15 protein-coding genes and 1 pseudogene are annotated in these 21,496 nt (G+C 70.2%); 6 read left to right on the top strand and 10 right to left on the bottom strand.

Features of this window, described 5'->3' with window-relative positions:
* Window positions 1–27: 27 nt before the first annotated feature.
* Complete coding sequence (locus tag BM43_RS21155; protein WP_013699306.1) at window positions 28–1,617, bottom strand: DHA2 family efflux MFS transporter permease subunit; 1,590 nt, start codon at window positions 1,615–1,617, stop codon at window positions 28–30.
* Window positions 1,610–2,724 (bottom strand): annotated as a pseudogene (locus BM43_RS21150) (HlyD family secretion protein). Before BM43_RS21150 ends, BM43_RS21155 begins: the two are co-directional and overlap by 8 nt.
* A 91-nt stretch (window positions 2,725–2,815) precedes the next feature.
* Here BM43_RS21150 and BM43_RS21145 point away from each other — a divergent pair.
* Window positions 2,816–3,733, top strand: coding sequence for a CerR family C-terminal domain-containing protein (locus BM43_RS21145; RefSeq protein ID WP_036049266.1), 918 nt, complete (start codon window positions 2,816–2,818; stop codon window positions 3,731–3,733).
* 298 nt (window positions 3,734–4,031) lie between these two features.
* On the top strand, window positions 4,032–5,729 hold the full coding sequence (locus tag BM43_RS21140; RefSeq protein ID WP_036049269.1) for a purple acid phosphatase family protein: 1,698 nt from the start codon (window positions 4,032–4,034) through the stop codon (window positions 5,727–5,729).
* An 85-nt stretch (window positions 5,730–5,814) separates the two neighbouring features.
* Here BM43_RS21140 and BM43_RS21135 read toward each other — a convergent pair whose 3' ends face one another.
* The 3 genes from BM43_RS21135 to BM43_RS21125 form a co-directional block, all read right to left on the bottom strand.
* Entirely contained in the window at window positions 5,815–8,973 is a 3,159-nt protein-coding gene (locus BM43_RS21135; protein ID WP_036049271.1) for a transglycosylase domain-containing protein, read from the bottom strand.
* A gap of 281 nt (window positions 8,974–9,254) precedes the next feature.
* Entirely contained in the window at window positions 9,255–10,226 is a 972-nt protein-coding gene (locus tag BM43_RS21130; protein WP_036049273.1) for a hypothetical protein, read from the bottom strand.
* 179 nt (window positions 10,227–10,405) lie between these two features.
* Window positions 10,406–11,281 (bottom strand): LysR family transcriptional regulator, encoded by an 876-nt coding sequence (locus tag BM43_RS21125; RefSeq protein WP_036049274.1) that lies wholly within the window; start codon window positions 11,279–11,281, stop codon window positions 10,406–10,408.
* Window positions 11,282–11,388: 107 nt separating this feature from the next.
* On the opposite strand from BM43_RS21125, the gene BM43_RS21120 reads away from it, so the two are divergent.
* Window positions 11,389–13,011 carry an MFS transporter gene (locus BM43_RS21120; protein WP_080742032.1) on the top strand — a complete coding sequence of 541 codons (1,623 nt, stop codon included), beginning with the start codon at window positions 11,389–11,391 and terminating at the stop codon, window positions 13,009–13,011.
* 227 nt (window positions 13,012–13,238) lie between these two features.
* Window positions 13,239–13,868 carry a hypothetical protein gene (locus BM43_RS21115; RefSeq protein ID WP_036033274.1) on the top strand — a complete coding sequence of 210 codons (630 nt, stop codon included), beginning with the start codon at window positions 13,239–13,241 and terminating at the stop codon, window positions 13,866–13,868.
* A gap of 30 nt (window positions 13,869–13,898) precedes the next feature.
* Here BM43_RS21115 and BM43_RS21110 read toward each other — a convergent pair whose 3' ends face one another.
* Together BM43_RS21110 and osmF are read right to left on the bottom strand one after the other, a co-directional pair.
* The gene (locus BM43_RS21110) at window positions 13,899–14,921 is read right to left on the bottom strand and encodes a fatty acid desaturase (RefSeq protein WP_036049275.1); all 1,023 of its coding nucleotides are present in this window, start codon (window positions 14,919–14,921) and stop codon (window positions 13,899–13,901) included.
* A gap of 85 nt (window positions 14,922–15,006) precedes the next feature.
* The gene (osmF, locus tag BM43_RS21105) at window positions 15,007–15,939 is read right to left on the bottom strand and encodes a glycine betaine ABC transporter substrate-binding protein OsmF (RefSeq protein WP_036049286.1); all 933 of its coding nucleotides are present in this window, start codon (window positions 15,937–15,939) and stop codon (window positions 15,007–15,009) included.
* Window positions 15,940–16,296: 357 nt separating this feature from the next.
* Here osmF and BM43_RS21100 point away from each other — a divergent pair, with 357 nt between their 5' ends.
* The gene (locus BM43_RS21100; RefSeq protein WP_036049287.1) at window positions 16,297–17,397 is read left to right on the top strand and encodes a porin; all 1,101 of its coding nucleotides are present in this window, start codon (window positions 16,297–16,299) and stop codon (window positions 17,395–17,397) included.
* A gap of 18 nt (window positions 17,398–17,415) precedes the next feature.
* The gene (locus BM43_RS21095) at window positions 17,416–18,240 is read left to right on the top strand and encodes a phosphate/phosphite/phosphonate ABC transporter substrate-binding protein (protein WP_036049288.1); all 825 of its coding nucleotides are present in this window, start codon (window positions 17,416–17,418) and stop codon (window positions 18,238–18,240) included.
* A 233-nt stretch (window positions 18,241–18,473) separates the two neighbouring features.
* On the opposite strand, the gene BM43_RS21090 is transcribed toward BM43_RS21095, so the two are convergent.
* The 3 genes from BM43_RS21090 to BM43_RS21075 form a co-directional block, all read right to left on the bottom strand.
* On the bottom strand, window positions 18,474–19,400 hold the full coding sequence (locus BM43_RS21090) for a LysR family transcriptional regulator (protein ID WP_036049290.1): 927 nt from the start codon (window positions 19,398–19,400) through the stop codon (window positions 18,474–18,476).
* Between the two features lie 319 nt (window positions 19,401–19,719).
* Window positions 19,720–20,133: a GlcG/HbpS family heme-binding protein gene (locus tag BM43_RS21080; RefSeq protein WP_172535115.1), complete on the bottom strand. Its 414-nt coding sequence runs from the start codon at window positions 20,131–20,133 to the stop codon at window positions 19,720–19,722.
* A gap of 62 nt (window positions 20,134–20,195) precedes the next feature.
* Window positions 20,196–21,431: an MFS transporter gene (locus tag BM43_RS21075; protein WP_036049294.1), complete on the bottom strand. Its 1,236-nt coding sequence runs from the start codon at window positions 21,429–21,431 to the stop codon at window positions 20,196–20,198.
* Between the last annotated feature and the right edge of the window lie 65 nt (window positions 21,432–21,496).

The raw sequence follows: 21,496 nt of genomic DNA, 5'->3' as shown, positions 1-21,496 counted from the left end.
GAGGACTTCATCGAGGACTTCATCGTGTCAGTGGCCGGACGAGGACGGCGGCGGCGCGTTGCGCGGCGGCGTGCGCAGCAACAGGGCCAGCGGCACGCAGGCGATCAGCGCCAGTCCGAGCAGGTAGAAGGTTTCGGAATAGGTCATCACGGTCGCCTGCACGTTGATCTGCTGGGCGAGCTGGCCGAGCGCGCGCATCTGCGAGTAGGCCAGGTCGCCGGTGTGCGAGAACCAGTTGGCCGCGTACTGCGAGATGCGGTCCTGGCCGATCAGCGAGTTGGCGGTGACCGACTCCCGGATGGTGGCGGTGTGATAGGTGGTGCGCCGGTCGATGATGGTGCCGATGATGGCCAGGCCGATCGAGCCGCCCAGGTTGCGGGCCATGTTGTAGAGGCCCGCCGCGTCGCCCGATTCCTCGCGCGAGACGGCCGCCATCGAGGCCTGGTTGAGCGGCATCATCGCCAGCATCTGCGCCACGCCGCGGATCAGCTGCGACCAGACGAAGTCGTGGCCGACGCTTTGCGCGGTCAGCGAGATGTCGAGCATGCAGCTCAGGAAGAACAGCATCAGCCCCGAGATCACCAGGATCCGGTAGTCCACCTTGCCGAGCAGCTTCGGCAGGATCGGCATCATCAGGAAGGCGGGCAGGCCCGAGAGCAGCATGATCTCGCCGGCCTGCTCGGCGTTGTAGCCCGAGACGATGGCGAGGAACTGCGGCAGCAGGTAGGACACGCCGTACAGGCCCGCGCCCACCGCCGCGACGATCACGATCACGCTGGCGTAGCGCGGGTTGCGCATCAGCGAGAGCCGCAGCATCGGCCGCTTGGCGGTGAACTGCGAGATCGCGATCAGCACGAAGCCGGCGAAGGTGATCCAGCTCAGCGTGGTGATCATCGACGATTCGAACCAGCGCTCGCGCTGGCCTTCCTCGAGCACCACCGTCAGCGACGAGAGCCCGATCGACAGGCCCGCGATGCCGACCCAGTCGGCGCTGAAGAACTGCGGCCACTGCGGCTTGTCGGAAGGCAGGCCGAGCACCAGCAGCGCGATCAGGATCAGGCAGACCGGCAGGTTGATGAAGAAGCACCAGCTCCAGCTCACGTTCTCGGCCAGCCAGCCGCCCAGCACTGGGCCGAACAGCGGCCCGAGCAGCACGATCAGGCCGAACAGGGTCATGCCCACCGGCAACTGCGAGACCGGCAGCCGGGTGCGGATGATGGTCTGCGCGGTGGGGATCATCGCGCCACCGGTGAAGCCCTGGCCGATCCGGCCGGCGATCATCAGCGCCAGCGTGCTCGACCAGCCGCACATCATCGAGAAGGCGATGAACAGCGCCGCCGAGACCAGCAGGAAGTTGCGCAGCCCGAACACGCGCGTGAGCCACGCGGCCAGCGGGATCATCACGATCTCCGACATCAGGTAGCCGGTGGAGATCCAGGTGCCCTCGGTGCCGGTCGCGCCGATCTCGCCCTGGATCTGCGGCAGCGCCGAGTTGGTGATCGAGATGTCGAGCGTGGCCATCAGCGCGCCCAGCGAGCCGGCGGCCACCGCGATCCAGTCGGTCGCGCTGGCGCGCTCGGGATGCGGCGCGGCGGCGGGCGTGGCGGCCTCAGCCATGATGCTGCCCGTCGTCGCGGGTATCGACGTCGACGTCCACCGACAGGCCCGGCAGCAGCACGCGGCGGGTCTCGTCGTCGGTATCGACGTGGATGCGCACCGGCACGCGCTGCACGATCTTGGTGAAGTTGCCGGTGGCGTTGTCGGGCGGCAGCAGCGCGAACTGCGAGCCGGTGCCCGGCGAGAAGCTGTCGACCGTGCCGTGCAGCGCGCGATCGGGCAGCGCGTCCACGTGCAGCGTGACCGGCTGGCCCACCCGCATGCGGCCCACCTGGGTTTCCTTGAAGTTGGCGACCAGGTAGATGTCCTGCACCGGCACCACCGTCAAGAGGCGCGTGCCGGGCTGCACGTACTGGCCGACGCGCACCGTGCGATCGCCCACGCGGCCGTCCAGCGTGCTGCGCACCACCGTGTTGTCGAGGTCGAGCTGCGATTGCGCGGCGCTGGCCTGGGCCGCCTCGAGCTGGGCCTGGGCCTGCTGCAGCTGGGCGGTGCTGGAGTTGATCTGGGCGCGGGCCGCCGCGATCGAGGCATTGTTCGCCGCCAGCGTGGCCTGCGCTTGGTCGCGCGTGTTCTTCAGATCGGCGATGCGCTCGTGCGTTTCGGCGCCGGTGGCCGCCAGCGGCGCGTAGCGCGCGTATTCCTCGCTGGCGTGCTTCAGGTTGATGCTCGACACCTGGGCCTGCGCCTGCGCCTGTTCGAGATTGGCGCGCTGCTGGGCGATGTCGGCCTGGGTGCGCGCGATGTCGGCGCGCCGCGCATCGACGCTTGCCTGCGAATTCTGCAGGGAAACCTGATACTGGCGGACGTCGAGCTTCACCAGCGGGTCGCCGGCCTTGACGCTCTGGTTGTCGCGCACGTAGACGTCGGTCACGTAGCCCGACACCTTCGGCGCGGCCGTCATGCTGTCGGCCTGCGGTAGGCATCGTTGGTCGATTCGATGAAGCGGCCGACGGTCCACCAATGGACCAGCCAGACCAGGCCGGCGATCGCCGCGACGATCGCGATGAGGATCAGGATGTTGCGCCGGCGCGAAGGCCGCTTCGGCGCAGGTTCCGAGGTTTCCTGACGATTGCCTTTCGGCGGTTCTTGAGTGGTCGACGACATTCCGGGATCCAAATTATTCCGAGCGGAAGAATTATTCCAGTTGGAAAATTTGTGTCAAGTAGAATATCGTTCGGATGACAGTGAGGGGTCTATGACGGAAGCGAAGAAATTGCGTCGCACGTCGGCAAGCGGATATGCGCGGGGCGACGAGACGCGGCAGCGGATCATCGAGGCCGCGATCGAATTGTTCGGCGAGCGCGGCTTCGCCGGCGCGTCGACGCGGGACATCGCCGCGCACGCGGGAGTGAACGCGCCGGCGCTGCAGTACTACTTCGAGAACAAGGAAGGGGTGTTCCGCGCCTGCGCGGACACCATCGCCGAGCTCGGCTGCGCGGCCTTCGGGCCGGCGCTCGACCATGCGCGCGAGATGCTGGCGCGCGAGGCCGACGTCGAGACCCTGATCGAGTCCTTCCTCGGCATCATGCATGCGATCTCGGCCAAGATGTTCACCACGCCCAAGAACGCGCACCAGCGCATGTTCTTCGCGCGCGAGCAGGCGGGCCTGGAGCCGGCGATCGCCACCGAGATCCTGATGCAGCGGATTCGTCGGCCGCTGCACGACGTCTGCACCGCGCTGGTGAGCCGCATCGCGAACCAGCCGGCCGACAGCAACGCCACCAGGATCCGCGCCTTCAGCCTGCTCGGTCAGTTGTCGGTGTTCCACATGGCGCAGCGCTCGGCGCTGGCGATGCTGGGCTGGGAATCCTACGAAGGCGAGAACGGCGATCTGCTGCGCTCGGTGGTGGCCGAGCAGACGCGCGCGCTGCTGCGCCAGTGGCATGTCGAGGGCCAGGCGCGGGCCGGCGCGCCGCGTCGCGCGCTTGCCTCCCCGCTGGGCGAAGCGCCTGCCGCGCGCCGCAAGGGCGCCGCGCCGAAAGTCGCCGCCAAGCCTGCCGCCAAGTCCGCCGCCGCCAAGCCTGCCGCCGCGAAACCCCCGGTGCCCAAGGCCGCCGCTGCCAAACCCGCCGCGCCGCGCGCCTCGCGCGGCGCCAAGCACTCCTCGCACTGAATCCGCGCGCGGGCGCCCGGCGCAAGCGTCGGCCGCCCCCCGTTGCGCGACCTCGTTCATTACGACATCCTTACCGTCGAGCGCGCCACCGGGCGCCGCCGCCGGGTTCGCGCGAACAGGCCGTCGGTCGATGACATCGGCACGTCACGATCGCCGGTCTATCGTCGTGGTCCGAGGCGGCGAAGTTGGCGAAATCGGCGAAGGTGAGGGCCCTCGCTGCCTGTCCCCGTGTTTCCATCGCGATGCGGCGCCCGATCGGCGCCGCGCGTCAGCAGAACGAAAAATCGGAGCGAACCCGATGTCGAACCCGAATCTTCCCGAGACGTCTTGCGCGGACCATCACGCGGACTCGTACGAATACGCGCCCGTCACGCGCCGCGGCTTCCTGAAGCTGGCTGGCGTGTCGGGCCTGGCCACCGCCAGCGGCCTGGCCGGCACGCGCGCGGCCGCGGCCGTGCCCGACGGCACGCCCGAGCAGATCCACCTGACCTGGGGCGACGATCCCTGCTCCGAGGTGACGGTCTCGTGGGCGTCGCTGGCGCCGGCCGCCAATCCGCGCGTGCGCGTGTCGAGCGACCATGGCCGGCCGTTCACGGTGCATGCGGTGCAGCGCACCTATACCGACGGCCTGAACGGCGCGGTGGTGTTCACCTATCACGCGCGCCTGCACGGGCTGCGCCCCGGCGCGAGCTTCCGCTACGAGGTGACGGCCGACAACGACGCGAATGCCTCGCAGCCGTTCTCGGCCGGCTTCCAGACCGCGCCGCGCGGGCGCGCGCCGTTCCGCTGGACCAGCTACGGCGACCTGGCCACGCCGAACACGGGCTGGGTGCTGTCCTCGCCGCAAAGCCGCTACGCGGTGCAGGCCGTCGAGCGCTTCCAGCCGCTGTTCCACCTGCTCAACGGCGACCTCTGCTACGCGAACCTGAATCCGACGCACCAGCCCGACGTCTGGCGCGACTTCGGCAACAACAACCAGAGCTCGGCCGCGAACCGCCCCTGGATGCCCTGCCCGGGCAATCACGAGATCGAATTCCACAACGGCCCGCAAGGGCTCGATTCCTATCTCGCGCGCTACGTGCTGCCCGACAACGGCACGCGTTTCACGGGACGCTGGTACAGCTTCCGCGTCGGCGCGGTGCTGTTCATCTCGCTCGACGCCGACGACGTGGTCTACCAGGACGCGGCCGCCTTCGTGGCCGGTCCCGCGCCGCTCGTGCCGGCCGCCAGCACCGGCAATGCGCCGATCGAGCCGGGCACCTCGTTCTACGTGCGCGGCTACAGCGGCGGCATGCAGACGCGCTGGCTGGAGGACACGCTGCGCCGCGCCTCGCACGAACCCGGCATCGACTGGATCGTGGTGCAGATGCACCAGGACGCGCTGAGTTCGTCGAAGTCGGGCAACGGCTCGGACAAGGGCATCCGCGAGGCTTGGCTGCCGCTGTTCGACCGCTACGGCGTCGACCTGGTGCTGTGCGGCCACGACCACGACTACGAGCGCAGCTTCCCGGTACGCGGCTGCCGCCATCACGCCGGCGTCGACGCGGCCACCGGCTCGGTGGTCGACACCATGCAGCCGCAGCCGGTGGTCACGGTCGATCCCGAGGATCGCACCTTCGACACGCGCCACGGCACCATCCACCTGATCCTCGGCGGCGGCGGCACCAGCGCGCCGACCGACAGCTACGGCGACGATCCGGCCACCGGCCAGCCGCAGGCGATGGTGTTCACCAAGTCGAACCGGCCGGTGCCGGGCGCCACCGCCGACACCTTCGCGCGGCCCGGCGCCGATGCGCGCGAGGACGCGATCTGGTCGGCGCGGCGCGATGCCGGCAACGGCTACGGGATCGCCGTGTTCGACTACGAGCCGGGCGAGGCGGGCGGCCATACCCGCATCACGGTGAACTACTACCACGCGGCCGGCGCCGACAGCGCGCCGACCAGCGACTACTCGCTGTTCGAGACCATCGTGCTGAGCAAGCCGCGCCGCGGCTGAGGCGAGGCGGGCGGGAAGACAGGCGGGAAATGAAGCGGGGCGCCGGTCGCATCACGACCGGCGCCCCGCTCCTCCTTTGGCGCGATCAGCCTTGCGCGGCTGCCTTGGCGGCGGCCATGGCCGGCACCGCTTTTCCGGCGCTGCCAGCGCCGTTGCCGCTGAGCTGCGCCGGACGCGCGCCCTTGTCGGCCTTGGTGGTGGCATCGATCGGTCGCGGCGGCGCGTCGACCAGCGGCTGCAGGGCCGGCGTGAGCGACTTCAGCAGTTGCACCGCCAGCGCGCTGGTGTATTCGTAGCGCGCCGCGTAAGGCTCGTGCGCGTTGGCGGTGAGGACCCCGAAGAAGCGGTCGCCGATCCCGAACACGAAGGTCGCGCTGCGATTGACCTTGCGCGACTCGATCAGCCGCGCGCCCGGCGCGTAGACGTTGAAGCGCTGGTCGCCGGTGCCGGTCTTGCCATAGACCTCCAGCGTCTTGCCATCCGAGAAGCTCAGGCCCTGCGCGAGCCGCTTGCCGGTGCCGTTGGCCACCACGTCGCGCAGCATCGGCTGCACGGCCGCCGCGATCTCGGGCGAGATCAACTGATGCGGCGGCGTGCCCGCATGCACGAAGCGCGTCTCATAAGGCGTGTCCTTGGCGAAGTCGAGCCGCGCGATGCTTTCGGTCGGCATCTGCGCGCCGCCGTTGCCGATCAGGCCGATCAGCCGCGCCAGTGAATCGGGCTGGTCGCCCGAGGCGCCGATCGCGGCCGCGTAGGAAGGCGTGAGCGCAGCGAACGGATAACCGAGCGCCTGCCATGACCGGCCGATCTCCTGGTAGGCGCGCAGCTCGACCATGCGGCGGATGCGGCGATCCTGGGTGGCGTGATACCGGGTCTTGTACAGCCAGGAGTAGGCGGCGATGCGCACGTCGTGGCTGGCGTTCTGCACGGTGTCGAGCGTCGCGTCGGGATGCTCGCGCAGGTAGGCGAGGGTCCAGAGCGCGAGCGGGTGGACGCTGGCGATATAGGCGCGATCGTTGAGGTTGAAGCGATCGGCGCCGTACTTCGCGTAGAGCTTGCCGAGATCCTCGTCGGTGAGGCCCGCGGCCGGCGTGTTTTTCAGCGCGCCGCGCATGTTCGCGTCGAACCACGGCCGCGGCGCCTCGGGCGCCACGCTGCGCAGCACGGTGGCCACCTTCGGCGGCGTCTTGCGCACGGTCTTGAGCATCAGGGCGAGCGCGTCGTCGGCGGGCTTGCCCGCGTACTTCGTGTAGAAGCGCTTCACGTAGACGCGGCTCTCCTGGTCGACGAACTGCCCGAGGTACTGCGCGCGCAAGGCAGGATCGCCGAGCCACTGCGAGGACAGGCCCGAGGTCTGGATCATCTCGTAACGCACGATGTCGCGCATCATCCGCACGAACACCAGGTTCACTGAATTGCGGAAGGCCAGGCGGATGGTCAGGATCTGGCCGTTCTCGCTCTTGTCGAAATTGGTGAAGGTCTGCGCGCCGCCGCCGGTGTAGAAGGTCTCGCCGGCCGAGGCCGAATATTTGCGATCGAGCGCGGCGTCGAGCATCGCCGTGAGCGAGCGCTCGCGCGTGTTCGCCAGGTAGTCGAGCGCCCAGCGCGTGAGCGCGTCCTGCGGGTCGGGCTGCACGCGCTTGAGTTCCTCGTTCGACATGCCCGCGTAGTCGTGATGCAGGCGCGAGACGATCTGCAGGTAGGTCACCACGGTGCGCATCTTGGCGGTCGAGCCGAGGTTCAGGCGCGCGCCGCGATTGACGTCGAAGGGCTGGTCGACGCTGTCGGTCTGCACCCGCAGCAGGTTCGCGCCGCCCTGGCGTTCGTAGAGCGTGAAGCTGTAGGAGATCTTCGAGGGGTCGTCGCCGGGGCGCAGCATCTGGAAGCCGACCAGGCCCGCCTCGCGGGCGCCGTCGCGGGTGGTGACGGCCGCCAGCTTGTCGGCCACGGCCTGCTGCACGGCGTTGTCGAGCGTGACGGTGGCGTCGAGGTCGAGCCGGTCGAGTTGGTAGACGCTCGACAGCCCGAGCGCGCCGAGTAGCCGCGAGCGTGTCGAGGTCACCGCCTTGCGCGTCACGTAGGAGGCTTCGGCCGGCGGAGGAGGCGCGGCGTGGCGCTCGATTCGCGCGGCCAGCGCCGCGTCGCGCAGCGCCGGCGAGATCGCGCCTTCGGTGGCGAGCAGGCGCAGGTAGCTGTCGGTCAGCTTCTGCAGGTCGGCGTAGCCGCGGTTGAGGAAGAACGACGGCGCGCGCTGCGCGATCAGCAGCGACAGCACCTCGCGATAGGCCAGCGCCTGCTCGTCGCGGTTCGCGTCGCTCGGCGGCGCGGACAGGATGCGGTTCACCTCGCGGAAGTCGCGGCCGTACCAGGCGGCCAGGCCGTCGCCGAGCCCGGTCACCTCGCCCACGTGGGCGCGCGCCGCGAGCGGCACCGAGTTCAGGTAGCGCACCACGATCTGGCGGCGCGCCGGCATGGTCTGCGGGCCGTCCAGGTAGGCGCGGATCGAGGCCGAGGCGATCTGCCGGAGCTTCTCGGGTGGCGTGGCGGTGCGTCCGTCGGGCGAGTGGCGGAACTTCTCGATCTGGGTGGCGAGCGTGCTGCCGCCCGGCGTCGACTGATGGCGGTTCACGAAGCGCAGCGCCTGGTCGGCCAGCGCGCGGCCGAAGCGGCGCCAGTCGATCGCCGGGTTGCGGTTCGGCGCGTCGGGGTCGAGCAGATAGCGATCCTCGATGAACAATAGCGAGCGCACCACCAGCGGCGGGATCGCATCGAAATCGGTGTACACGCGATGCGGGAAGGTGGCGTCGTAGATCGGCGCGCCGCTCGCGTCGCGCAGCGTGAGGCCGGCCTGGTCCTTCTCGTCGTATGGCAGGAACAGGCCTTCGTCGGCCAGCGAGAGCAGGCGCTCCGAGTCGCGTGCCTGCGCCGCGATGCTGTAGCCGCGCGCGGCGAGGCGTTGCTCGAAGGCGGGTAGCTGGGAATAACCGAGGCGGGTGTCGTAGGGCCCGTCGAGCGGATAGCGGATGCTGTCGCTGGGGCCGTCGCCGACTGTGTAGCCGACGTCGCTGGCCAGGCTGGAGAGATAGCGGGCCTGCCATCGCGAGGTCGCGAATTCGATCTGACAAAGCCTGACCACCACGACCAGTGCGATCAGCACGGCCGCGATGAGCAACCATTTCACGCGCTTCCAGACCGGCACGGGGCTGGTGGCGCGCAGCGGGATCCGAATGACGGGCCGATTCATGGCATCTCCCCGACGGCGCAAATCGTCCGACCCTCGCGCCGCATTGCAAGCAGTGTAGACCTGAATCAGGCGGCGCGTGCTGCGGAAAATACCGGACTGTGACGCGGATGCAACCCCGTGGTTTCGCGGGCGGCTTGACCTCGGCGAGGGCCGCTGGCGGGTGCCCTGGGCGGGGAATTGGGGGCGGATTTCGAGCGCGTCGCGACGCGCTCGGGGCGTTTCACCGCAAGCGGTTCGCGGCGCCGATGTTCATGCATGCGAGGCCAGGGCGCGCCGCTTGTTCAGCAGTCCGAGAAGGTCGAACTGGCGAGCCGCACGTCGAACAGTTGCGCGGCGGTGCTCAGCGCATGGAGCAGGGCGAAGGAGTGGCGGTCGGCATAGGGCAGCGAGGGCTGGAAGGTGCTGCCGTGCCATTGCCATTCCGCGTCGGCCTCGGTATCGCGGCGCGGGCGATCGAAGATCGTCTCGATCTCGTAGCCGCCCGGGCCCTTGGCCGGGATCCCGACGTTCAGCGCGAAGCCGCACAGCCGCTCGAGCGGCAGGCGGAAGCTGTCGCGGCCGAGCCGGAAGCCGGCCCAGCGCGCGTCGCGCGTGCGGAACGCCACGAACAGCGTGTCGTCGACGCGCCGCTTCGCGTCGAAGTGCTCGGGAAGGTCGTCGATGGGGGCGATGTCGGGCTGGGATTCGTCCTGGTTGATGTCGAGGTCGACGTGCTTGGCGCAGGCCTCGCGCAGGCCGTCGTAGAGCTGGCGGTAGACGGCGGCGGCCGAGGTCGAGCGCGGGTCGAGATCGAGCGAGAGGCGCTGGTAGCTGGCGTATGCGCCGAGGTAGGCCGGCAGGCGCTGGCCGTCGTCGCCGTCGAGCCAGGCCGGGCGGCTGCCGAGCGGGCTCGGCAGCAGGTCGATCGCCCGCGTGCGGTCCTCGGGACGGCGCGCGCGCAGCTCGGCGCTGCGCGCGGCGGGCGGTGGCGGCACATAGGGTTTCGATGCGTCCGCATCGATTGTCTCGGCGCCGGCTGCTGCCTGGGTGCTTGGCGCGGCCGGCGTTTCGAGGTCGGCGGCGTCGGCCGCCGCGGCCTGCCTGGCCGCGGCCTGTTTCGCGTCGCGCCGGCGCGCGGCCACGCCGGCGATCGACAGCAGCAGCAACTCGGCGATGGCGGCCACCGCGCCGGCCGCCAGGCCGGCCAGCACGCCATGTCGGGTGCCGGCCACCAGGCCGGCGAACAGGGGAATCAGCAGCAGGAGCGCGAGCATGGCGAGCGAACCGGTTCAGGAAACGGCGGCCGCGAGGGCCGCGTGGCGATCGTCCGATGATAAGCGTGCCGCGCCTTGCCGAACAAGCGGGGAAAGCGCGAGGCGGCTTCGGCCGCCGGGCGTACTGGCTACCTCCCGTTCGCCTTGCTCGGGCGCGGCCTGGCCGCGGCTGCCGCCTTTCAGCCGTCCCCGCGCGCGTGGCGCAGGAAGGCGCGCACCGCCTGCGAGCGCTCGTGCCGGCGGAACAGCAGGGCGATCTCGGAAGGCACTGGCTTGCCGGCCAGCGGGCGGCACACCACGCCGGCCAGCGTCACGCAGTCGAACACGGCGCGCGGCACGATCGCCACCGTGTCGCCCAGCGAGACGCGCGCGATCACCTCCACCAGCCGGCCCGGGCGCGATTCGATCTGCGGCGCGAAGCGGCCGCGCCGCGCCACCTCCAGCATGCCGCCTTCCTGCTCGGGCACGGTGAAGCGCGCATCGCGCAACTGGCGCGGCTGGATCGCCTCGCAGGCGGCCAGCGGCGAACCTTCGGGCAGGGCCACCACGAATTCGTCGGCATGCACGCGCACCGACTGGATGCCCTCGGGGCAGGCCACCGGCGGGCGCACGTAGGCGAGGTCGAGCCGGCCCTGGTCGAGCATCTCGGGGATCTCGACCAGCGGCAGCTCGGCCACCTGCACGTCGACCTGCGGGCGCAGCCGGCGAAAGCCGATCACGGCCTGCTGCATCACGCCGGTGAAGGCAGCCGAGCCGACGTAGCCGACCCGGATCCGGCCGATCTCGCCGCGCTCGGCGCGCTGGCCCAGTTCGTGGGCGCGCCCGAGCGCGGCCAGCGCGGCGGCCGCCTCGGGCAGGTAGGCGCTGCCGGCCGGGGTCAGCGCCACCGAGCGCCGGGTGCGCTGGAACAGCCGGAACTGCAGCAGGCGCTCGGCCTCCTGGACCTGCTTGGTGAGGTAGGGCGGCGCGATGCCGAGCGCCTCGGCGGCGCGCGCGAAATGCAGGTGCTCGGCGACGGCCAGCACGCAGCGGACATGGCGCAGTTCGAGCTTCACCGTGTGTTAATCGATTCGTGAATGAAGTTGTGATTTTATGATATCGACGGGAAATAGCCAGTTGCTTAGCATCGTCTCCGATCGACAAGGAATCCAGAGGAACCACGATGACGACGCGGCAGGCAGGCGGGAAGGCGATCCCCACGCAAGCACACGAACACCGACACGGGACGGCGCCGGCCGCCGCCGGCGCGCGGCGCGCCTCGCCGGCCTTCCTGCTGGCGACGGCCTCGGCCACCTGCGCGCTGATCACGCTCGACACCAATATCGTGGCGGTCTCGCTGCCCTCGATCGCGCGGGCCTTCCACGCCGGTTTCGCCGCCGCGGAATGGGTGGTGAGCGCCTACATGGTTTCGTTCGCCTCCTGCCTGCTGCCGATGGGCGCGCTGGCCGACCGCTACGGCCGCAAGCGCATGATGCTGCTGGGCCTGCTGGCCTTCGCGGCGGCCTCGCTGGCCTGCGGACTGGCGCCCTCGGTGCTGTTCCTCAACCTGGCGCGCGCCGCCAAGGGGATCGGCGCGGCGATGCTGCTGACCGCCGCGCTGGCGGTGATCGCCCATGCCTTTCCCGAGTCGCGCGCGCGGGCCCGCGCCTGGGCGATCTGGGGCATGACGATGGGCATCGCCACCACGGTGGCGCCGCTGGTGGGCGGCGTGATCACGCAATGGATCGGCTGGCGCTGGATCTTCCTGCTGAACCTGCCGGTCTGCGCGGTGCTGCTCGGCTGCGCCTGGAAGGCAGTGGGCGAGTCGCGCCACATGGGCGCCAGGCGTGTCGACGTGCTCGGCAGCGCGCTGTTCGGCACCGGGCTGGCGAGCGGCATCTGGGCCCTGATCGGCAGCCAGGGCGCCGGCTGGGGCAGCGCCGCGACGCTCTCGCGCTTCGCGGCCTGCGCGCTGCTGCTGGCCACCTTCGTGCAGGTCGAGCGGCGCCGCGAGCACGCCATGATCGATCTCGCGCTGTTCTCGCAGGCGCGCTTCGTGGCCGCCGTGCTCGGCATGTTCGGTTATGCCGCCTGCGCCCAGGTGATGATGACCTTCCTGCCGCTCTACCTGCAGAACGCCTTCGGCTGGGTCGCCGTGCAGGCGGGCCTGGGCATGCTGCCGTTCGCGGTGGCGATGGTGGCCGGGCCCTACCTCGGCACGCGCCTGTCGCGTCGCTTGTCGGGCGGCGCGATGCTGTCCGCCGGGCTGCTGCTGGTGGGCGCCGGCAACCTGCTGACGGCGGCCGTCGCGGCCGGCGGCGGCTACGGGCTGGTATCGCTCGGCATGGTCGTGACGGGGCTCGGCGCCGGCGTGCTGAACGGCGACACGCAGAAGGCCATCATGGCCTGCGTGCCGCCCGAGCGCACCGGCATGGCTTCGGGGATCAGCACCACCACGCGCTTCGCGGCCATCGTCACCTCGATCGGCGTGCTCGGCGCGGTGCTGGCCGCGCGCACGCACGGCGCGCTGGAGGCGGCGCTGTGGGCCCATCAGCAGGTTCGGCCGCAGCTCGACGCGGCCTTCATGTCGAGGCTGCTGGCGGGCGACCCGGCGCATGCGATCGCCGGCTTGCCGGCGCCGCTGCGGGCGCTGGTGGCCGCGGCCGCGCCGGGCGGGTTCGCCAGCGGGTTCGCGGCCGCGCTGACGGTGGCGGGATGCCTGGCGATCGCGGTGGCGGCCCTGGTCTGGGTGCTCGCGGCGCGCGGTCGGCGCGCCGAGCAGGCGGCTTCGATGGTGCCGCGCTGACGCGGGCGATCGAGGTCACGCCCTGGTGAGGGTGTTTTGCCTCCGGGCATCGCGGGTCGGTGGCGACTGCGATGGGCCGGAGGTCTTTTTATTGTCGGATCGCGGCTGCCGACGCACGGATTTCGAAGGGCTTTCGGCAATGGGCCGTGACGGGCGGCCGATCGACAGAAGCACGCCGATCCCCGACAATACGCGCCTTCCCACGCGCGCCGGCCCGGCCCAGGCAGATGAAACTCGACAAGTGGATCCTCGCGGTATCGTTCGGCTGCCTCGCGCAGGCCGCCTCGGCGGCCGGCTACGGTTTCTCGATCAACAACACCGCCAGCCTGCCGGAATGTCCCGGCCTCGACCGCTTCACGCCGACCCACAACGTTGGCGAGATGATGACGGAGCTGCGTGCCATCCCGCACGACGTCGAGGATGCCAACCCGGCCACGCAGAGCGTGTGCACGCCGCATTACGGCAGCTACCTGCAGATGTCGCGAACCGGCCCGAGTTGCCGCATCTTCGACGGCGAGGCGCTCGGCGTGGCGCTGTTCGGGATGGAGGATTCGCAGGTCAAGAGCCTGATGGGCAACGGCGCGCTGCTGTACTTCCTGTCCGACGCGGGCGACGCTGCCCAGCGCGTCGCCAGGCGGCTGCGCGCCGACGGCTTCGCGCGCCTGCCCGATGCCGACTATGCCGGCCTGATCGGCCGCAAGCGCTCGCCCGACGAGCAGCTCGACATCTATCGACGCGGCGACCTGCTGGTCACGCTCACGCGCGACGCCAGGCAGCATCGCTTCTCGGCGATGATCTCCGATCGTTCGATGCTGAAGATCGTCAACCGCGACGAGACCGCCTGCGCGAAGCCGTGAAGGCGGCGCGGCGATGCGTGAGCCGCGCCCTCAACTGCTGATCTGCAGGCAACCATCAATCACCGCGATCCTGCCGCCGCTGCCCGAGATCGCCACCGTCGCATGACGGAACGGATGCTCGGGCGCGTCGGTGGGGCGCCAGGCATGGCGGCGCAGCAATTCCAGGTAGCCGCCGCGGATCAGGAAACCATCGCATTTCTCGACATAGGCCTCGCGCCGCATCCGGTAGGCGGCCGGCAGGTCGAACCACGCCACGCCGGGCAGGTCGTGGTGCACCAGGTGGTAGTTGTTGTTGAGGTAGAGCAGGCGCATCGCGAAGCCGGCCTCGTTGATCGCGATGCGCGCCTTCGGATGGGCCGCCGCGCGATGCTCGTAGAGCGAGCGGATCATCGCCACCGACAGCGCGGGCCAACTGACGGCGAGCAGGTAGTACCACCAGGGCATGCCGGTGGCCCATTGCACCCAGGCCAGCAGCAGCGCCACGCAGGTGCCATGGGTCGCCCACATCCGGATCGTGCCGCGCTCGCCGCGACGGACCTTGGCGAACTCCCTGGCCAGCAGGGTGCCGACGCTCATCGGCGGTCCCACCACCAGCCGGCCGAGAAAGGTCTTGCGCAGCACCCACAGCGCCTTCAGCCAGCGCGGCAGCCCGGCCCACTGGCCGCGCGGCACGTAGTTGCCTTCCGGGTCGACGCCGGGCACGGTCAGGTCGTCGTCGCGGTGATGGGCGAGATGGGCCTCGCGATAGAGCGTGTAGGGATACCAGATCGCCAGCGCCGGATAGCCGAGCAGGCGGTTGAGCCATTCGCGCCGCGTCGGGTGGCCATGCAGCAGCTCGTGCTGCAGCGACATGTGCCAGGCGGCGATCAGGATCAGCAGCGGCGTGGCGAGGGCAAGCGACAAGGTGCCGGCGCGCAGCAGCAGCATCACGGCGAGCCAGCCGCCATAGACGGCGACGATCAGCAGCCAGGTGGGCCATTCGCTGCGCGCCGTGAAGCGTGCGCCGAGCCGGCCGATGGCATTGGCGTGGTCTACATCGAAGTATTCGGCCATGTCGTGACGAGATGGTGGAACGGGCGACGGCCGCGACGCGGCACGCCGGCTTGGATCACGACACGCCGCTCGCCGGCGCCCGAACTCATTTGACGAAACCCTTGGCCTTCAGATACTGCGCGGCCACGCCCGCGGCCGGCTCGCCGTTGAGCTGGATCCGGTTGTTGAGCGTCTGCAGCGTCTTCAGGTCGAGGCTGGCGAACACCGGCTTGAGGATGCCGTCGATCTCGGGATGCGCCTTCAGCACCGCCTCGCGGATCACCGGCGTGGGCGCATAGACGGGCTGCACCTTCCTGTCGTCGTCGAGCACCACCAGGCCGGCCGACTCGATCGCGCCGTCGGTGCTGTAGACCATCGCCGCGTTCACGCCGTCGGTCTGGCTGGCCGCGGTCTTGATGGTGACGGCGGTGTCGCCGCCGGAAAGCACCAGCAGCTGATCCGGCTTGAGCCTGAAGCCGTAGGTCTTCTCGAAGGCGGGCAGGGCCGAGGCGCTGTTCACGAACTCCGCCGAGGCGACCAGCTTGACCTTGCCGCCGGCCGTCACCCACTTGCCGAAGTCGCTGAAGCTGCGCAGGTGGTTGGCCTTCGCGAGCCCGGCCAGCAGCGCCACGCCCCAGGTATTGCTGGCCGGTGCCGGCGTGAGCCAGACCAGGTGGTTGGCCTGGTAGTCGAGCTGCCGGGCGGCGGCGTAGCCGCGGGCGGCATCGCGCCAGAGCGGGTCGTCGGCCTTGTTGAAGAAGAACGCGGCGTTGCCGGTGTATTCGGGATAGATGTCGATCTCGCCGGTGGTCAGCGCCTTGCGCACGATCGGCGTGGTGCCCAGGGAGATCTTGTCGGTCACCGCCAGGCCGTGCGCCTTCAGCGACTGCGCGATCAACTGGCCGAGCAGGCTGCCCTCGGTGTCGATCTTCGAGGACACCACGATCGGCGCGGCGGCCTGCGCGGGCAGGGCGGGGCCGAAGGCGGCGAGGGCCAGCAGGGAGAAGGCGGCGAGGCGCAGCGTGGGGGATGAGTTCATCTTGGTTTCGGATTCCTTCTCAATGCCCGATGGTCGGCCGCGCCTGTCGAGCGGCGTGGTCCGCGGTGATCACGACGAAATGGGAACTCTAGCGAATCGTCGCCATGCGACCAATCAACGGATTCGCATTTGCTTATCACGGGCCCGGAGATTGGAAAGGCCGCATTTCGTTAGCGGCATGCCTTACCCGGCGGAGGCCCGCCGGGTAAGGCATCGACGAGGAAACCGGCGTCGCGTCCAACAGCAAAACCGTAAAACCAATCCGGAATTCCTTGGTTGCCACGATGCCAAGGCATCCTTATAGTCGGCCGTCCGTCGACACGACCTTCAATCCACTCCAACAACGGGTCATCCACAATGAAGAGAATCCTGCTCGCGCTGCCGCTGGCCGCGGCCGCCGGCGCGCATGCGCAAAGCAGCATCACGCTCTACGGCATCGTCGAGGACGGTGTCGACTTCGTCAGCAACGTGCAGGGCCACCACCTGCAGCAGCTTGCCTCGGGCGTGACGGCCGGCAGCCGCTGGGGCGTGCGCGGCGGCGAGGACCTGGGCGGCGGCACCTCGGCGATCTTCCGCCTGGAAAGCGGCTTCGACATCAACTCGGGGCGGCTGGGCAGCGGGCTCGGTTTCTCGCGCAATGCCTACGTGGGCTTGAGCAACACCCGCTACGGCACGCTCACGCTGGGCCGGCAATGGGATTCGATCGTCGACTTCGTCGAGCCCTTCACGCTGAACGGCAACGTCGGGGGCTATTATTTCGCTCACCCGAACGACATGGACAACACCGACAACGGCTTCCCGATCGCGAACGCCGTCAAGTACCGCAGCCCGACCCTGGCCGGCTTCACCTTCGGCGGGCTCTATGCGTTCGGCGGCCAGCCGGGGCGCTTCTCCGACAACGCCACCTTCAGCGTCGGCGCCAGCTACGCGGGCGGCCCGTTCGGCTTCGGCGTGGGCTACCTGCGCATCAACAATCCCGGCGTCTCGACCCAGGGCTACCAGAACTATCCCGGCTTCACCAACGCGATCTACGGCGACTACCTGAACGGGGCGCGCGCGCAGAAGGTGTTCGGGGTGGGCGCGTCCTACCAGGTGCTGCCGATCGTCAAGCTGCTGGTGGACTTCACCAACACCAACTTCCAGCAGGGCAGCGCCGGCCACGATGCCACCTTCCAGAACTACGAGATCTCGACCATCGTCACGCCTACCCCGGCGCTGACGCTGTCGGCCGGCTACACCTACACCACGGGCCGCGATCACGCCACCGGCGGCGTGCCGAAATACAATCAGTTCAACCTGAGCGCAGAATATGCGCTGTCCAAGCGCACCACGGTCTATGTGATGGGCGCCTACCAGAAGGCGGCGGGCGACGCGGCGGTGGCGCAGATCGCCGGCTTCAATCCCTCGTCGAACCAGAAGCAGGCGGTGGGGCGCGCGGGCATCCGTCACGTCTTCTGATATCGGGAGTGCAAACGCATGAGCCAGTGGGTCGCCGGGTTGCCGATGTACAACGTCACGCCGCGCCTGGGCGCGGCCTGGCGCGCGTTGCTGGTTGACACGCTGGCGGCCTTCGCACGCGCGGGTGGCCCGCGCGGGGTTGAACTGCTCGGCGAGCCCTTCGGCGAGTTGCTGCCGCTGTGGCGCCGCGAGGACCTGCTGCTGTCGCAGACCTGCGGTTACCCGTTCCGCATGCTCGGGCTCGATGCGCTGACGCATCTGGTGGCGACCCCGGTGTTCGACGTCGAGGGCTGCGAAGGCGCGCGTTATTCGAGCTGGCTGGTGGTGTCGGCCGCCGCGCATGCCGGCGGCGCGACCACGCTGGCCGGTTGCCGCGGCCTGCGCGCCGCCTATAACGGCGAGGATTCGCACAGCGGCATGAATGCATTTCGTCATGCCGTCGCGCCGTTTGCGCGCGGCGAGCGTTTCTTCGCCTCGGCCACCGCCTTCGGCTCGCATCGCCAGGTGCTGGAGGCGCTGGCCGCGGGCCGGGCCGATTGCGCGGCGATCGATTGCGTGACGTTTGCCTGTCTGCGCGACGCGCTGCCCGAGCGGCTCGATGCGATCCGCGTGATCGGCGCCACCGCGAGCGCGCCGGGCCTGCCGCTGATCGCCTCGCGCCGGCTCGACGGGGAGCAGGTCGCGAAGCTGCGCGAGGCGCTCGATACGGCGCTCGCTGCGGACCCGGCCCGCGCGCGCGAGCTGCGCCTGCTGCGCTTCGAACGGCTCGCGCCCGCCGATTACGAGACCATCGCTCGCTTCGCCGAGGAGGCGACGGCGTTGGGTTATCCGGTGCTGGCCTGAAGCGGCACAGGCGCGCGCGTTCGGTGGTTTTCCACAGCGTTTGCCGGCTGGCGCCGGCATGTGCTGACGAGTTTGCTGTCATCGCAGGCTTGTCCACAGGCGCGCGCCCTCGTCTTGCTGTGCGCTCGCACTTCCATCGTCGCTTGATCCGCCGATAAAAAAACCGCCACGGCGAGATGACTCGCAGCGGCGGCCAAGGGAACTGCCAGGACGTGTCGCTATCGCGGGGCGCCTCAGCCCGGCCGCTTGAACTCGGGCAGGCCGTGGTCCTCGCGGATCATCTGCACCAGATGCACCAGGCTCGCCGACAGTTGCCGGCGGCTCGGGTAGTACATCACGAAGGGCTCGACGGGCGGCGCCCAGTCGGACATCACCAGCAACAACCGGCCGCTCTCGAGATGGCGCGAGATGCGCTGCTTCAGGCAGTAGGCGATGCCCACGCTCGCCAGCGCGGCCTCCACCACCGCATCGGTCTCGTTGAGGATCACGCGGCCCGGCACGTCGATCCGGCAGGCCCGCTTGCCGGTGCCGAGCTCCCATTGATAGAGCGACTCGTCGCCGAGCCGCATGCGGATGCAGGAATGGGCGAGCAGTTCGGTGGGCTCGCGCGGCGTGCCGTGCAGGCGCAGGTAGTCGGGCGAGGCGGCCAGCACCCATTCGAGATCGGGCGTGAGCGGAATCCCCACCATGTCCTGCGGCACGCTGCGGCCGTAGCGGATGCCGGCGTCGAAGCCGCCCTTGACGATGTCGACCATGCCGTCGTCGACCACCACCTCGATCTGCGACTTCGGAAAGCGGTTCAGGTAGCGGCCCAGGATCGGGCTGATCAGCAGTTGCGAGGCGTCGCGCGGCACGTTCAGGCGGATCAGGCCCGAAGGCGTGTTGCGGAACTGGGACAGCTCGGCCAGCGCGCCCTCGATATGCTCGAAGCCGAGATCGAGGCCGCGCACCAGCGCGGCGCCGGCATCGGTCGGCGAGATCGCGCGCGTGGTGCGGTTCAGCAGCTTCACGCCGAGCTTCTCCTCCAGGCCGCGCAGCGCGTGGCTCAGGGCGGAGGCGGTCACGCCCAGTTCCGCGGCGGCAAGCCGGAAACTTTTGCGGCGGCAGATCACGCTGAACGCATTCAGCGTGGCCAGGTCGTTGCGGCTATAGGTGGGCACGGTGGTGTCCTCGGGGACGGACGGTTGCGCGCGTTGCCGCGCGCTTGCCCGTCAGATTCTTGAGGGCCGTTCATCGGAAGTCAATCGCGACGAGCGGTGGAATGCGCATGGCCGTCGCCCGCCTCGCACGCCGCGGCGACGGCCGTGGCCATTCCCAGGTGGCGTGCACCAACTTCGGCGTGGCCGGCCGCGCGACGCGGGGTGATCGCCGCCGGGCGCGGGCGCGGGTCGGGGCGCGGCGGGCGTGCCGGCGCCGGATCGCCGTGGCGATCGCGCTCGGCCGCGCAGGGCGGGCGGGACGGGCAGGCCGCGGCGGGCTTCATGACGGGAGCGCCGCGAGCGCGCGCGCGGCGGCCTCGGCGATCGCCTGGTCCTGCTCGGCGCTCGCGCCCGATACGCCGATCGCGCCGAGCACGCGGCCCTGCGCGTCGCGCAGCAGCACGCCGCCGCCGAAGCCGATCAGGCCGCCATTGGTGTTCTCGAGCGCGTAGGCGGGGCCGCCGGGCTGGAAGTTCGCGCCCACCTCGACGCTGTCGGCGCGGAACAGCGCGGCGGTGCGGGCCTTGCGGTAGGCCACGTCGATCGCGCCGAGCAAGCAATCGTCCATGCGCGCGAAGGCGACCGGGTAGGCGGTCGCGTCGACCACCGTCACCGAGACCGGCGGCAGGCCGTGTTCGCGGGCGTGGTGCGTCGCGGCGGCGATGAGGGCATTGGCGTGATCGAGTGGCAGCATGGCGATGGTTCGGATGACGTAGGAATCGGTTCGGGCGGCGGCGATGGTCCGGGGCTGGCGGGTCAGTGCCGGGGGGAGGGCTGCGGCGCCGGCCGCCGACGCTGGTCGGCGAGCGCCCAGCTGTGCACCGCGATGCCGGCCAGCGCGAGCAGCGCGCCCACCCAGCCGGTCGAGGACCAGCCGAGCCCCGCCGAGATGGTCAGGCCGCCGAGCCAGGCGCCCAGCGCATTGGCGATATTGAAGGCCGCGTGGTTGAGCGCGGCGGCCAGCGTCTGCGCGTCGCCAGCCACGTCCATCAGGCGCGTCTGCAGCGTCGCCGACAGCGCCACCAGGGTGCCGATCAGCAGCACGTTGAAGGGTGCCAGCAGCATGCTGTGCGCCGTGAAGGTATAGGCGCCCATCACCAACGCGCCCCATAGCAGGGTCCAGCGGATGGTCTTTTCTAGCGCGCGGTCGGCGAACTGCGAGCCGGCCAGGTTGCCGGTCACCATGCCGAAGCCGAACAGCGCGAGCACCGCCGGCACCAGCGCGATGGGCAGGTGGGCCAGCTCGGTCATGGTCGGCTTCACGTAGCTGAACACCGAGAACAGGCCGCCCGAGCCGATCGCGCCGATGCCGAGCGTGAGGATCACCTGCCGGCGGCGCAGCGCGCCCAGCTCGCGCAGCGGGCTGGCCTGCGCGTTGCCCGGCACGAAGGGCACCCACAGCCAGACCAGCAGGGCCGTCAGCGCGCCGATCGCGCCCACGATCGCGAACGCGCAGCGCCAGCCGAACCATTGGCCGATCGCGGCCACCACCGGCACGCCCAGCAGGGTGGCCAGCGTCAGGCCGAGCAGCACCATCGCCACCGCCTGGGTGCGCCGCTCGCGCGGCACCAGGCCGGCGGCGACCAGCGCAGCCACGCCGAAGTAGGTGCCATGTGGAAAGCCGGTCAGCAGCCGCGCCAGCGCCATCGAACCGAAGCCGGGCGCGATCGCGCTGGCCAGGTTGCCGAGCGCGAATACCAGCATCAGCCCGACCAGCAGGCTGCGGCGCGGCCAGCGCGCACCGAGGATCGCCAGCAGCGGCGCGCCGATCACCACGCCGAGCGCGTAGATGCTGATGAGGTGGCCGGCCTGCGGGATCGTGATGGCCAGGTCGCGCGCCGCGTCGGGCAGCAGGCCCATGATCACGAATTCGCCGGTGCCGATGCCGAAGCCGCCCACGCCGAGCGCGAACAGGGCGCGGCGCGTGTGCGCCGGGGACGGCGCGACGACGGGGCGGCTCGGGCCGTCGGCGATGGCGGAAGCGGTGGACATGGGGCAGCGGGTTCGGCGAGTGGAGGGGGCCTGCCTCGCGCGAGGCGGGGGCCCAAGCGGCGGAT

Origin of the sequence: Burkholderia gladioli, from assembly GCF_000959725.1 — a bacterium.
GTDB lineage: Bacteria > Pseudomonadota > Gammaproteobacteria > Burkholderiales > Burkholderiaceae > Burkholderia > Burkholderia gladioli.
This window is presented reverse-complemented; position numbering and strand designations above follow the sequence as displayed.